We start from the raw sequence: 12,740 nt of genomic DNA on the forward strand, positions 1-12,740 counted from the left end.
TGATTTTTCCTCTTATTTACCTTCGCGCTTCATAATAATCGCATCTTCCACAGGTTCATGATAATATTGCTTGCGCCTACCGATAATGTCAAAACCAAACTTCTTATATAAAGCTTGAGCTGGAGCATTCGATGCCCTGACTTCTAAGAAAACAGGATAGTCCATCTGGTCTAGGTTAGCTAGCAATTGACTTCCAAGACCGTGTCCTTGATAAGCTTTTTTAATAGCAATATTTGTGATTTCTAATTCCCCTGCCAGCTGCTGAATTGCTAAAAATCCAGCGATATCACCATTCTTTTCAATAAAAAAGTAATCAACATTTTCCTGCTGCATGTCCGATAAAATCTGCTTTTCAGACCAGGGAGAAACGGGATAAACATCCGACAGAATCTCATAAACAGCAGTGACATTTTTTTGTAAATCTTTCATATTAGATGCGGTTAATGTAGTGAGCACTTGGATCTTCTTTGTGTGTCTTAAGCCAGTTTTCTTCTGCTTCTACACGTTTTAGATAACTTGGAACAAAACTATCCACATCAACTGGTTGTAATTCTTGTCCACGTTTACCAATGGCATAAGCTGATGGCAAGACGGGCATTGTTTTGGCAGTTGGCATCGCTTCTTCGATTTGTTGACAGAAATTAGCCACTTCACCGACAAACATGACCTCATTTTCATCTTTAACGGCTTCTAAAACATCCGCAAAATTCATGTGTTGGTCTTCTTTGATAGCTTGACTATTTTTGTAAAATCCAGCATAGACATTGTTACGACGAGCATCGATAAGTGGGACAACTACTCCCTCAAAATCAGCTGCCGCGGCAAGAGCATACAGACTAGAAACACCGACTAAATCAATATTTAGTGTATAAGCTAGCGTTTTAGCTGTCGCAACTGCCACACGAAGACCAGTATATGACCCTGGACCTTGAGCAACAGCAATTCTATCCAAATCAGTTGGTTTTAAGTCCACAGCTTTCATCAAAAAATCAATCGCCGGCATCAAATTAATGCTGTGATTTTTCTTAATATTGACCGTAACATCGGCTAGTAAATTCTCACCATCTAGGATGGCAACAGACAAAGCCTTACTTGAAGTATCAAAGGCTAAAACTTTCATCATTTAAATTCCCTCACTTGATTATACTTCTTATTTTATGATATAATTTTAATAATTGCAACGAATCAAGGTTAAATCAATTACTCGGAAAAAATTTAATAATAACTGGTCAAGTAGCTACAAGCTAGTTGATGTGTTTTGTGTATTTTGATTAGCCACAGGTACATTAAGAAAGGAAAAAACTATGATTTATAAAGTTTTTTATCAAGAAACAAAAGAACGTAACCCACGCCGCGAACAAACTAAAGCACTTTACTTAGAAATCGATGCGGCTAACGAACTTGAAGGACGTATCAAAACACGTAAACTCGTTGAAGAAAAAACACCTTACAACGTAGAATACATCGAACTTCTTTCAGACAAACACCTAGCTTACGAAAAAGAATCAGGTGCCTTTAAATTAACGGAGTTATAACATGTCTCAAATCAATTTAAAACCCGAAGAAGTTGGGGTTTATGCGATTGGTGGTCTTGGAGAAATAGGGAAAAACACTTACGGTATCGAATATCAAGATGAAATTATCATCGTCGATGCTGGTATCAAATTCCCAGAAGATGATTTGCTCGGTATTGACTATGTCATTCCAGACTATTCATACATTGTTGACAATATCGATCGTATCAAAGGGCTTGTGATTACTCACGGGCACGAAGACCACATCGGGGGAATTCCATTCCTTTTAAAGCAAGCTAATATTCCTGTTTACGCTGGACCTTTAGCGCTTGCTCTTATCAAAGGAAAATTGGAAGAACACGGACTCTTGCGTGATGCTAAACTCTACGAAATCAATGCTAATACAGAATTGACTTTCAAAAATCTTAGCGTTACATTCTTCCGTACTACCCACTCAATTCCAGAACCTCTAGGTATTGTCGTTCACACACCTCAAGGTAAAATTGTCTGCACAGGGGATTTCAAGTTTGACTGGACACCAGTTGGTGAACCTGCTGACATCCACCGTATGGCTGCCCTTGGGGAAGACGGTGTCCTATGTCTGCTATCTGATTCTACTAACGCAGAAATTCCAACTTTTACAAACTCAGAAAAAGTTGTTGGACAATCTATCATGAAGATTATCGAAGGCATTCATGGTCGTATTATCTTCGCATCATTTGCCTCAAATATCTTCCGTCTCCAACAAGCTGCCGAAGCAGCTGTCAAAACAGGACGTAAAATCGTCGTCTTTGGACGTTCAATGGAAAAAGCCATTGTTAACGGTATTGAACTTGGTTACATCAAAGTTCCAAAAGGAACATTCATTGAACCAAGCGAAATCAAAGATTACCATGCTAGCGAAATCTTAATCATGTGTACTGGTAGCCAAGGTGAATCAATGGCTGCACTAGCACGTATTGCCAACGGTACACACCGCCAAGTTTCACTACAACCTGGTGATACTGTTATCTTCTCATCTAGCCCAATTCCTGGTAACACAACAAGTGTTAACAAACTTATCAACACCATCCAAGAAGCTGGTGTAGAAGTTATCCACGGTAAAGTTAACAACATCCACACATCTGGTCACGGTGGACAACAAGAACAAAAATTGATGCTCCGCTTGATGAAACCAAAATACTTCATGCCTGTTCACGGTGAATACCGTATGCTTAAGATTCACGCAGGTTTAGGTATGGATACTGGTATTCCAAAAGAAAATATCTTTATCATGGAAAACGGTGATGTGCTAGCTCTTACAGCTAACTCAGCTCGTCGCGCTGGGCACTTCAACGCTCAAGATATCTATGTTGACGGTAATGGTATCGGTGATATTGGCGCTGCCGTACTTCGTGATCGTCGTGATCTTTCTGAAGACGGTGTCGTACTTGCTGTTGCTACAGTTGACTTTGATAGTCAAATGATTCTTGCTGGACCAGACATTCTTAGTCGTGGGTTCATCTACATGCGTGAATCAGGTGACCTTATCCGTGAAAGCCAACGTGTTCTTTTCAATGCTATCCGTATTGCATTGAAGAACAAAGACGCAAGTATCCAATCTGTTAACGGTGCAATTGTTAACGCATTGCGTCCATTCTTATACGAAAAAACAGAACGTGAACCAATCATTATCCCAATGATTCTCACACCTGATGATAAATAAAGCAAAAAAGCAAGTTGATATCAACTTGCTTTTTTAATTTATCCACATTTTGTCCACAGGTTGTTAACAATTTATCCACAGCTGTTCAAAAAAACCTAGAACATCTAGGTCTTTTCCATTTATCATAATTTTTTTGGATAGATATAGCTAACTTCTCCAGCTGTTTTACTATTTGTCGGATCAAACCACCCACGGTAGTTATCTATCCACTGTTTATTTCCATAATTTGATTCTAGCACTTGAATTTGGCCAGAAACATTGACAGCAGTCACGTAAGCAACATGTCCATAGCTATTTGGATCTGTCCAGCAAACAATCGCTCCCACTTCTGCTTGGCTGCTGACAACAAATCCTTGACTGGCTGCATTAGCTGCCCAATCACCAGCATTTCCCCACCAATTACTTGCCCAGGTTGCTAGTTGCTTAACACCCCAAGTGCATTGACCAACAGGGTAAGTGTTGTCTGTTTGGGCTGAATTTGATACCGATTGGTTAGCCTCACTAGATTCACTATTGACGCTTGATGTTAACAAGTTCGTCACAAATGGATCAATCGGCGTTTTATCAGGAATCTGCAAAATCTGGCCAGGAAAAATAGTGTCATAAATTGACATGCCATTTAATGCTGCTAAGTCATAAACACTCAAGCCGTACATCTGCGCTACACTATAAAATGAATCGCCATTTTGAATCGTATAAGTGTCTGCTTTGATATCTGCTTGAGAAAGTAATACTGCGCCTGCTAATGCAGCTGTCGCTAGTGTCAATGTTTTTTTGTAGTTCATAAAAATCCCCCTTTATGCTTACCAGTATAGCAGGCAAATATTACAAAAAATATAAAGATATGTAATCGCTATATTTCATCAAATGCTATCTTTGAAACATAAAAAAACTGCCTGAAGGCAGTTTTTTTAATTTATTGAGCAACCATGATACGAAGACCTTGGTCGATTTTTTCTGCGGCTTTACGTCCTTCACGAATTCCCCAAATCACAAGACTTGGACCACGACGCGCATCACCTGCAACAAAGACTCGATCATTATTGGTTGAATAATCATCATAAACACTTTGAACGCCAAATTGGTCAAAGAGTGATTTTTCAGCACCAGTGAATCCCATCGCCAATAAAACAAGGTCAGCTTTAATGATTTCTTCAGTACCTTCAATTGGTTTGAAACCAGGCCCAACTTTAATTGTCTTCGCAGCAATGACTTGACCACGATCTGCACCAATCAATTCTGTTGTTGATGTCGCATAAGTCGTCAACTCAGTATCTTGAACAAAGTTTGCTTCTTCTTGCCCATAACCAACACGTTTAATCATTGGATATTGTGGCCAAGGATTTGTTGGAAGACGTTTTTCTGGTGGTTCTGGAGTAATTTCAAGTTGTTTAACACTTGCTGCTCCAAGACGAATAGCTGTACCGATACAGTCGTTACCTGTATCACCGCCACCGATAACAAGAACGTGTTTTCCTTCAAGCGTTGGACCAAGTTTTTTATTATCAGAAGCAAGAACATTCTTAGTAGTTTCTGTTAGGAAATCAACCGCAAAACGGACACCAGTCAAATGACGACCCGGAACATTCAAATCACGTGGAACACTTGCACCTGTTGCAAGAACAACACGATCAAATTTTTTCAACAAATCATCAGCAGTCACATCACGTCCAACTTCTGTGTTAGCCACAAAATTGATGCCTAGTTTTTCCATAAGATCAATACGGCGTTGAACAACTTCTTTATCCAACTTCATATTTGGAATACCGTACATCAAAAGGCCTCCAAAACGGTCACTGCGTTCATATACAGTCACACTATGACCAAGTTTATTGAGGCGCCATGCAGCTGACAAACCTGCAGGACCTGAACCGATAACAGCTACTTTAAAGCCAGTACGAGCAGCTGGTTTTCCGGATTCTTCAACCCAACCATTTTCAAACGCCGTGTCAATGATGAAACGTTCGTTATCATGGATAGTCACTCCAGAGCCATTGAGGCCTTCTGTACAGCCTTTTTCACATGGAGCTGGACAAACACGTCCAGTCATCTCTGGAAACGGATTAGTGCGCGATAAACGCTCAAATGCACGCTTATAATCTCCTTTGTAGAGAAGATCGTTCCATTCAGGAATCAAATTATCATTTGGGCAGCCTGAAACCGCGCGACCACCGCCATAGAACTGTCCCGAATGGCAGAACGGAATCCCACAAGACATGCAACGTGCAGCTTGTTTTTGACGTTCTTCTTCTGTCAGTGGTACTTGTAGTTCTTCAAAGTCCAAGATGCGTTCAGCAACAGGACGAAACGGATTATCTTTTCGATCATATTTCATAAAACCAAATGGATTAGCCATTTTATTTACCTCCTGTTACTTTTGCGAGAAGCTCTTCTTTTTCAGCAGCTGTTTCTGCACCACCTGTAGCAATTTCAAAGGTACGCAACTCAAGTTCATCACCTTCTAAACCTGTATTGGCAAGTGCGTACTCAATGTTATTGATTTCGTGGAATTCAGTTGGGTAAACTTTAATGAATTTATCAACTTCTTGTGCCCAGTTGTCAAGCAAACGTTTCGCCTTAGCACTACCAGTATATTCATAATGTTTTTGAATCATATCTACCAAGATATCATCACCACGAGTTTCACCTACTTTATAAAGATCAACCATTTGTCGGTTTACTTTTTCAGCAAAATCGCCATCAACATCATAAACATAAGCAACACCACCACTCATACCAGCGGCAAAGTTGCGTCCTGTTGTACCAAGGATGACAGCAACACCACCAGTCATGTACTCACAACCGTGTGCTCCAACACCTTCGACTACGACATTTGCACCTGAGTTACGAACACAGAAACGTTCACCAGCACGTCCAGCGAAGTAAGCTTCACCTTTAACCGCACCAAAGAGAGCAACATTACCAACAATTGGTGAATTTTCAATATCATAAGCTGCATCATGCGGCGGTTTCACAATCAAGCGACCACCTGACATTGATTTAGCAATATAGTCATTAGCTTCACCAACCAAAGTCAATTCCATACCTTGTGTAATAAAGCTTGCAAATGATTGTCCAGCAATTCCTGTGTATTCGTATTTAATCAAACCAGGTTCAACTGAGTAGTTACCATAACGTTCAGCCATCCAACCTGCCATACGAGCACCAACTGCACGTTGAACGTTGTTAATTGATTCTTTAACTGTTACACTTGTTCCACTATCAACAGCAGCTTTGGCAAAACCATCCAATTCTTTCCATTGACGTGCATCTGCAAATGGGTCTTCTGTCTTACGTTCGATAGGATAAGCTGTTCCAAGCATACGAGAGAAATCAAGTGATTTAGCTTTACCTTTTGGAATGAACTTAGCTTTCAAGATCTCTGAATGACCGACCATTTCATCGACAGAACGGAATCCAAGCTCAGCCATGTATTCGCGCAATTCTTCCGCCATAAACATCATCATGTTAATTACATGTTCAGGTTTACCAGCAAAATGTTTACGAAGTTCAGGATTTTGAGTAGCTACCCCAACTGGACAAGTATTAAGTGAGCAAACACGCATCATAACACATCCAATTGAAACCAAAGTAAGACTTGCAAATGAATATTCTTCTGCTCCAAGAAGTGTTGCAATAGCCACATCACGTCCTGTCATCAATTTACCATCTGTTTCAAGCGTCATGCGTTGACGTAGGCGGTTAAGTGACAATGTTTGGTGTGCTTCAGCCAATCCCATTTCCCATGGAAGACCAGCATCACGAACAGAGTTACGTGGAGAAGCTCCAGTACCACCGTCATAACCAGAGATGACAACTTTATCAGCACCAGCTTTAACACAACCTGTAGCGATTGTACCAACGCCAGTACTTGAAACCAATTTAACATTGATTTTAGCATATGGGTTAATTGCTTTAAGGTCATAAATCAATTGTGCCAAATCTTCAATTGAATAAATATCGTGGTGAGGTGGTGGTGAAATCAAGCGAACACCAGGCGTTGCACCACGGATTTCAGCAACCCAAGGGAAGACTTTTTGGCCAGGCAATTGACCACCTTCACCAGGTTTCGCACCTTGTGCTAACTTGATTTGGATTTCTTCAGCAGACATAAGATATTCAGCATTGACACCGAAACGTCCTGAAGCGACTTGTTTAATCTTAGAATTCAAATTACGACCATCTGGCTGAACTTTGAAACGATTACGATTTTCGCCACCTTCACCAGAGTTTGATTTCGCTCCGATTGAGTTCATAGCTTCTGCGATTGTTTCGTGCGCTTCTTTTGAAAGTGAACCAAAACTCATGGCACCTACTTTGAAACGTTTAACGATACTTTGGGCAGGTTCAACTTCTGAAAGGGCAACTTTTGGTCGATTTGAATTAAATTCCCAAATTGAACGAAGAGTTGTTGGTGTTTCCAAAGCTTCTTTATCTAATTCAGCTGTGTATTCTTTAAAGAGCTTGTAATCACCTTTTCGAACAGCTTGTTGGAAATTATAAATAGTATGCGGATTGAAGAGGTGGTATTCACCATCTGCTTTAAACTGATAGATACCGCCACTTTGCAAATAGTCACCCTTACGAGGGCCAAAAGCATCTTCCATACGTTGAAGATATTCTTTTTCGATTTGGTCAAGTGACAAACCACCAATACGTGTCACAGTACCTGTAAAGTACTTGTTAACAACTTCATCAGAAAGTCCTACTGCTTCAAACAGTTGAGCACCTTTGTAACCAAGAATTGTAGAAATCCCCATACGACTCATGACTTTGACAATACCTTTTTCAGCTGCTTTACGGTATTTTTCAAATGCAAGTTCGTCTTTACCGTATTCTTTTAGTGTCGCATAAGCACCATAAGGATGAACAGCCGCTGCACCATAACCTACTAAAGTAGCAAAATGATGAACTTCAATAGCTTCCGCAGTATCAACTACAATTGAAAATTGGCTAGCTTTACCTTTTCCAACCATGTAGTTATTCAAACCAGAAACTGCTAACAACATTGGAATAGTTGTCTGGTTTTCTTTGACATTTCGGTCTGAAAGAATAATAATCTTGCTGCCTTTATCAACAGCTTTCTCAGCAGATTTGAACAGATTTTCCAAAGCACGTTGCAAACGATTTTGTGATGGTTTTACCAAATCATAGATAGTAGACAAAGTTGTTGCACGATAGCGATCATCTGTCAAATTAGAGATTTTCGCAAAATCTTGGGTTGAAAGGACAGGACTATCGATTTTCACTTTAACACAATTGTCTGCACCATCTTCCTTGAAATTACCATCCCCACCAAGATAAACACTTGTTGATACGACGATTTGTTCACGAATGGCATCAATCGGTGGATTTGTAACCTGCGCAAATTGTTGTTTGAAGAAAGTGAAAAGAGACTGACTCTTATTAGAAAGCACAGCTAACGGGCTATCGAATCCCATTGAAATAACCGGTTCTTCGCCTCTTTCAGACATTGGGAGAATAACCGTACGAATGACTTCTTCGTTGTATCCGTAAGCTTTCCACATTGTTTCAATGTCATTTGTTTCTTGATTTAGCTCAGCTGCTTCAAAATCATTAAGATGTGCAATGTTTTCTTCAACCCATTCTTTATATGGATGTTGTGCAGCATAATAAGCTTTGACTTCTTCATTACGCATCAATTTACCAGAAGTAGTATCAATCAACATCATATTACCAGGGCCAAGCACACCTTTTTCGATAACACGACTTGGCTCAAGATCAACTACACCAGATTCACTAGAACAAATCAAAAAATTGTCTTTAGTAAGTGAATATCGGCTAGGACGCAAACCATTACGGTCCAAGCGAGCTCCGACCATATCACCATCTGTAAAGACAAGCGCAGCTGGTCCATCCCATGGAGCAACAAAACTTGACGCATACTCGTAAAAGGCCTTAAGATCGTCTGAAAGCCCAGATTCATCACCCCAAGCCTCAGGTACCATCATCAAAAGACTTTGTGGAATATCACGACCATTACGATAAAGATATTCTAAACAGTTTTCCAACTTAGCAGAATCAGAATTTTCTTCATTGTAAACTTCAATCTGGTGGCTGTGCATCCAGTTTTCAGCACCACGAAGTGTATTAATTTCACCATTATGCGCCAAAAAGCGGAAAGGCTGTGCGCGATCCCAAGATGGGAAAGTATTCGTTGAAAAACGTGAGTGTGTCAAAGCAATATGAGATTTAAAAAGCTCATCTTGTAAATCAGGATAGAAAAGCCCAACTTGAAAGGCATGAAGCATCCCTTTGTACACAATTGTCTTACTTGAAAGTGAGCAAATGAAAAATTCATCTGCTGAAAAACTCTTTTCAAGCTGACGACGTAAACGGAATAATTTGTCCTCAAAATCACGACCAGCTTTAGTATCAGCAGGCTTTTTAACAAAAACTTGAACAAAACTTGGCATGATTTCCTGTGCTGCAGGTCCACAATTATCATAATTAAACGGCACATCACGCGTCATCAAAACATGAAAACCAGCTGACTTGATTTCTGCTTTAACAGCCTCCAAAAGGCTATTTTTAGCCTCAGCTTCCTGAGGTAAAAATAACTGCGCTACTGCATAATCACCCTTTTTAGGCAACTCATAACCTGCTTCTTTTGCCTTTTCTTGGAAAAATTCATCAGGTAAAGCAAGTAACATTCCGGCACCGTCACCAGTATCAGGTTCAGCTCCTGTACCACCACGGTGATTCATACGTGTCAACATCGTCAAAGCATAATCAATCAACGTATGACTTGCTTTTCCATCAAGTTGTGCAACAAACCCCATACCACAGGCATCTGACTCAAAAGATGGATCCCAAAGCGTTGTCTGTTGCGCCCTCAAAGCACTTTCATTCATAGCTCTTACTCCTATCATTAATACAAACAGCCCAAAATAGTCTAACTATTCTGAATATTTATCTTATATTATACCACATTCCTGCTGTTTAGAATAGTTCTTATTAAAACTTTCTAAATTAAGAATGTGGTTTTTGGTAAAAAAAAGACAGCTAGAAGCTGTCCTTTTACTACTTCTTAGTAAAGATCTAGATAGTTGTCAATTTCCCATTGTGAAACAAAGGCCGCATAGCTTGACCATTCAATTTTCTTAGCTTCAACAAAGTTTGTGAAAATGTGGTTTCCAAGAGCAGCTTTAACTACTTCATCTTCTTGCAAAGCTTTAACAGCGTTGTGCAATGTTGATGGAAGATCACGGATTCCTGCTTCTTTACGTTCTTCTTGAGTCATGATGTAGATGTTTGATTCAACTGGAGCTGGAGCTTCAATTTTGTTTTCAATACCATCAAGACCTGCTTCAAGAAGTACAGCAAGGGCAAGATATGGGTTAGCAGTTGGGTCAACAGAACGAAGTTCCAAACGAGTACCCATACCACGTGATGCAGGAACGCGGATAAGTGGTGAACGGTTACGTCCAGCCCATGCGATGTAAACAGGTGCTTCATAACCAGGAACCAAACGTTTGTATGAGTTTACAGTTGGGTTCATGATTGCTGTGTAGTTATAAGCATGTTTCATCAAACCGCCAAGGAAGTAGTAAGCTGTTTCTGACAATTGCATACCCTTTGGATCTTCTGGATCAAAGAATACGTTGTGTCCTTCATAGTCAAATAGTGACATGTTACAGTGCATACCTGAACCATTGATACCGAATTTAGGTTTAGCCATGAATGTAGCATATAGACCATGTTTACGAGCAATTGTTTTAACAACAAGTTTGAAAATTTGAATGTTATCACAAGCTTTCAAAACATCAGCATATTTAAAGTCAATTTCGTGTTGTCCAATAGCAACTTCGTGGTGACTTGCTTCAACTTCAAATCCCATTTCAGTCAAAACATTAACGATTTCACGTCGAGTATTATCTGCAAGGTCAGTTGGTGCAAGGTCAAAGTATCCACCACGGTCGTTTACTTCAAGAGTTGGTTCACCTTTTTCATCCAATTTGAACAAGAAGAATTCTGGTTCTGGACCAAGGTTAAATGATTTAAATCCAACTTTTTCCATGTGACGAAGAGCACGTTTCAAGTTACCACGTGGGTCACCTGCAAATGGTTCACCTTCAGCAGTGTAGATGTCACAAATCAAACCTGCTACTGCACCATTTTCTCCACCCCATGGGAAGACAGTCCAAGTATCAAGATCTGGATGCAAAAACATATCAGATTCATTGATACGTACAAAACCTTCGATTGATGATCCATCGAACATTGCTTTGTTTGACAATACTTTATCAAGTTGTTCATCAGTTGCTGGAATTTCTACGTTTTTCAATGTTCCTGCGATATCTGAGAACATCAAGCGTAAAAATGTAACATTTTTTTCTTTGACTTCGCGACGGATGTCAGCTGCTGTAATAGTCATGAATTTAGGTCTCCTTTTAAAACCGAAATAAACGAACGACGCTTATTAGATGCGCCAATTGCTAATGTACTGTGATGGGGCCGAAAAGCGGCCTTGGTTTCGGAGTTCATCTTGTAAGATTCGACGAACATCAGCATCAGTTAAAGATTTTTGTTTTTTAAGAGCCTTATCTTGTCTATCAGCATACTCTCGCTTGATAGCAGCAATATTTAGCCCTTCATCAAGGAAATCTTTAATTTCAAGCAATCGATCCATGTCATTTAGTGAAAACATACGGCGATTACCCGATGTACGTTCTGGGGTTATTAATCCCTGATCTTCGTAATAACGAATCTGACGTGCAGTTAAATCGGTCAATTTCATTACTGTTCCAATAGGAAAAACCGCCATGGAACGTCTGAGTTCTTTTTCTTTCATGATGACCTCCTTCCGAGTATTATTATAGTCTGAAAATTCTAAACTGTCAACCCCATATGTCAGAAAATATGACATTAATCACTATTTTTTTATGACTATTTTTTCAGCATCTTGCGAACCAAATCCACATCTGAATTAACAAGAATTGCAACGAAAACACCACAAAAAGTTTCAAACACCCTAGCAAAGACATACAAAATAGTGTCACCCGCAGGAATCGACAATGTAATAATTAAAAGCGCAGCTGTTCCACCAATTATTCCCGACTTATTATTGATTGAGACATTGATCATAATCCCAAGCATGGTAAAAATTGGGACAAAAACCAAAGTTACCCAAAATTGGTTATGAAAACATTGATTAATCAAGAAAAAGAGCAAAGACAGAAAACCACCGACACTATTTCCAATGATGCGCGAAAAACCAAAATGAACACTTCTATCAAAACTCTCACGCAAACTAAAAACAGCTGTCAGCGTTCCAATCTGCAGCCCTTCCCAACCAAACAAATGAAATATCAACAAGACTAAAAAGACCGATAAACCAGTCTTAAGCGTTCGCATACCAAGCTTGAACTTACTTGGATCAAATTTATAATTTGCTAAAAGATTTTTTAAGTACTCCATGGCCCACACTCAAGTTTATTTTCTTTATTTTATCACATTTGAACTTTATCATGCTACACTTGTATACGTTTTACTAAAGT

10 protein-coding genes are annotated in these 12,740 nt (G+C 39.6%); 2 read left to right on the plus strand and 8 right to left on the minus strand.

The window, feature by feature from the left end; translation table 11 throughout:
• Nucleotides 1-12: 12 nt before the first annotated feature.
• Both rimI and tsaB read right to left on the minus strand, forming a co-directional pair.
• Nucleotides 13-429 (minus strand): ribosomal protein S18-alanine N-acetyltransferase, encoded by a 417-nt coding sequence (gene rimI, locus ACNTMY_RS08380; RefSeq protein ID WP_423216115.1) that lies wholly within the window; start codon nt 427-429, stop codon nt 13-15.
• Nucleotide 430: 1 nt separating this feature from the next.
• Nucleotides 431-1,123 carry a tRNA (adenosine(37)-N6)-threonylcarbamoyltransferase complex dimerization subunit type 1 TsaB gene (tsaB, locus tag ACNTMY_RS08385; protein ID WP_423216116.1) on the minus strand — a complete coding sequence of 231 codons (693 nt, stop codon included), beginning with the start codon at nt 1,121-1,123 and terminating at the stop codon, nt 431-433.
• A gap of 181 nt (nt 1,124-1,304) precedes the next feature.
• On the opposite strand from tsaB, the gene ACNTMY_RS08390 reads away from it, so the two are divergent.
• Both ACNTMY_RS08390 and rnjA read left to right on the plus strand, forming a co-directional pair.
• Nucleotides 1,305-1,535, plus strand: a complete 231-nt coding sequence (locus ACNTMY_RS08390; RefSeq protein ID WP_004233272.1) for a DNA-dependent RNA polymerase subunit epsilon — start codon at nt 1,305-1,307, stop codon at nt 1,533-1,535.
• 1 nt (nt 1,536) lies between these two features.
• Nucleotides 1,537-3,219 (plus strand): ribonuclease J1, encoded by a 1,683-nt coding sequence (gene rnjA / locus ACNTMY_RS08395; protein ID WP_004233273.1) that lies wholly within the window; start codon nt 1,537-1,539, stop codon nt 3,217-3,219.
• 122 nt (nt 3,220-3,341) lie between these two features.
• On the opposite strand, the gene ACNTMY_RS08400 is transcribed toward rnjA, so the two are convergent.
• The 6 genes from ACNTMY_RS08400 to ACNTMY_RS08425 all read right to left on the minus strand — a co-directional run bounded on the left by ACNTMY_RS08400 (nt 3,342) and on the right by ACNTMY_RS08425 (nt 12,660).
• On the minus strand, nt 3,342-4,004 hold the full coding sequence (locus ACNTMY_RS08400; RefSeq protein WP_423216117.1) for a CHAP domain-containing protein: 663 nt from the start codon (nt 4,002-4,004) through the stop codon (nt 3,342-3,344).
• A gap of 131 nt (nt 4,005-4,135) precedes the next feature.
• Nucleotides 4,136-5,575, minus strand: coding sequence for a glutamate synthase subunit beta (locus tag ACNTMY_RS08405; protein ID WP_423216118.1), 1,440 nt, complete (start codon nt 5,573-5,575; stop codon nt 4,136-4,138).
• Nucleotide 5,576: 1 nt separating this feature from the next.
• Nucleotides 5,577-10,094, minus strand: a complete 4,518-nt coding sequence (gltB, locus tag ACNTMY_RS08410; protein ID WP_423216119.1) for a glutamate synthase large subunit — start codon at nt 10,092-10,094, stop codon at nt 5,577-5,579.
• Between the two features lie 176 nt (nt 10,095-10,270).
• Nucleotides 10,271-11,617, minus strand: a complete 1,347-nt coding sequence (gene glnA, locus ACNTMY_RS08415) for a type I glutamate--ammonia ligase (RefSeq protein ID WP_423216120.1) — start codon at nt 11,615-11,617, stop codon at nt 10,271-10,273.
• 45 nt (nt 11,618-11,662) lie between these two features.
• Nucleotides 11,663-12,034: a MerR family transcriptional regulator gene (locus ACNTMY_RS08420; RefSeq protein ID WP_021143161.1), complete on the minus strand. Its 372-nt coding sequence runs from the start codon at nt 12,032-12,034 to the stop codon at nt 11,663-11,665.
• A gap of 95 nt (nt 12,035-12,129) precedes the next feature.
• Nucleotides 12,130-12,660 (minus strand): FUSC family protein, encoded by a 531-nt coding sequence (locus ACNTMY_RS08425; protein ID WP_423216121.1) that lies wholly within the window; start codon nt 12,658-12,660, stop codon nt 12,130-12,132.
• Nucleotides 12,661-12,740: the final 80 nt, after the last annotated feature.

The sequence above is a fragment of the Streptococcus equinus genome, assembly GCF_049393735.1.
In the GTDB taxonomy this organism is placed as follows: Bacteria; Bacillota; Bacilli; order Lactobacillales; family Streptococcaceae; genus Streptococcus; species Streptococcus equinus_G.

Coding starts and splice junctions, on each gene's coding strand:
- ACNTMY_RS08405 (WP_423216118.1), bottom strand. CDS start 5,575: ATGGCTAATCCATTTGGTTTTATGAAATATGATCGAAAAGATAATCCG.
- ACNTMY_RS08390 (WP_004233272.1), top strand. CDS start 1,305: ATGATTTATAAAGTTTTTTATCAAGAAACAAAAGAACGTAACCCACGC.
- rnjA (WP_004233273.1), top strand. CDS start 1,537: ATGTCTCAAATCAATTTAAAACCCGAAGAAGTTGGGGTTTATGCGATT.
- gltB (WP_423216119.1), bottom strand. CDS start 10,094: ATGAATGAAAGTGCTTTGAGGGCGCAACAGACAACGCTTTGGGATCCA.
- tsaB (WP_423216116.1), bottom strand. CDS start 1,123: ATGATGAAAGTTTTAGCCTTTGATACTTCAAGTAAGGCTTTGTCTGTT.
- rimI (WP_423216115.1), bottom strand. CDS start 429: ATGAAAGATTTACAAAAAAATGTCACTGCTGTTTATGAGATTCTGTCG.
- ACNTMY_RS08400 (WP_423216117.1), bottom strand. CDS start 4,004: ATGAACTACAAAAAAACATTGACACTAGCGACAGCTGCATTAGCAGGC.
- glnA (WP_423216120.1), bottom strand. CDS start 11,617: ATGACTATTACAGCAGCTGACATCCGTCGCGAAGTCAAAGAAAAAAAT.
- ACNTMY_RS08425 (WP_423216121.1), bottom strand. CDS start 12,660: ATGGAGTACTTAAAAAATCTTTTAGCAAATTATAAATTTGATCCAAGT.
- ACNTMY_RS08420 (WP_021143161.1), bottom strand. CDS start 12,034: ATGAAAGAAAAAGAACTCAGACGTTCCATGGCGGTTTTTCCTATTGGA.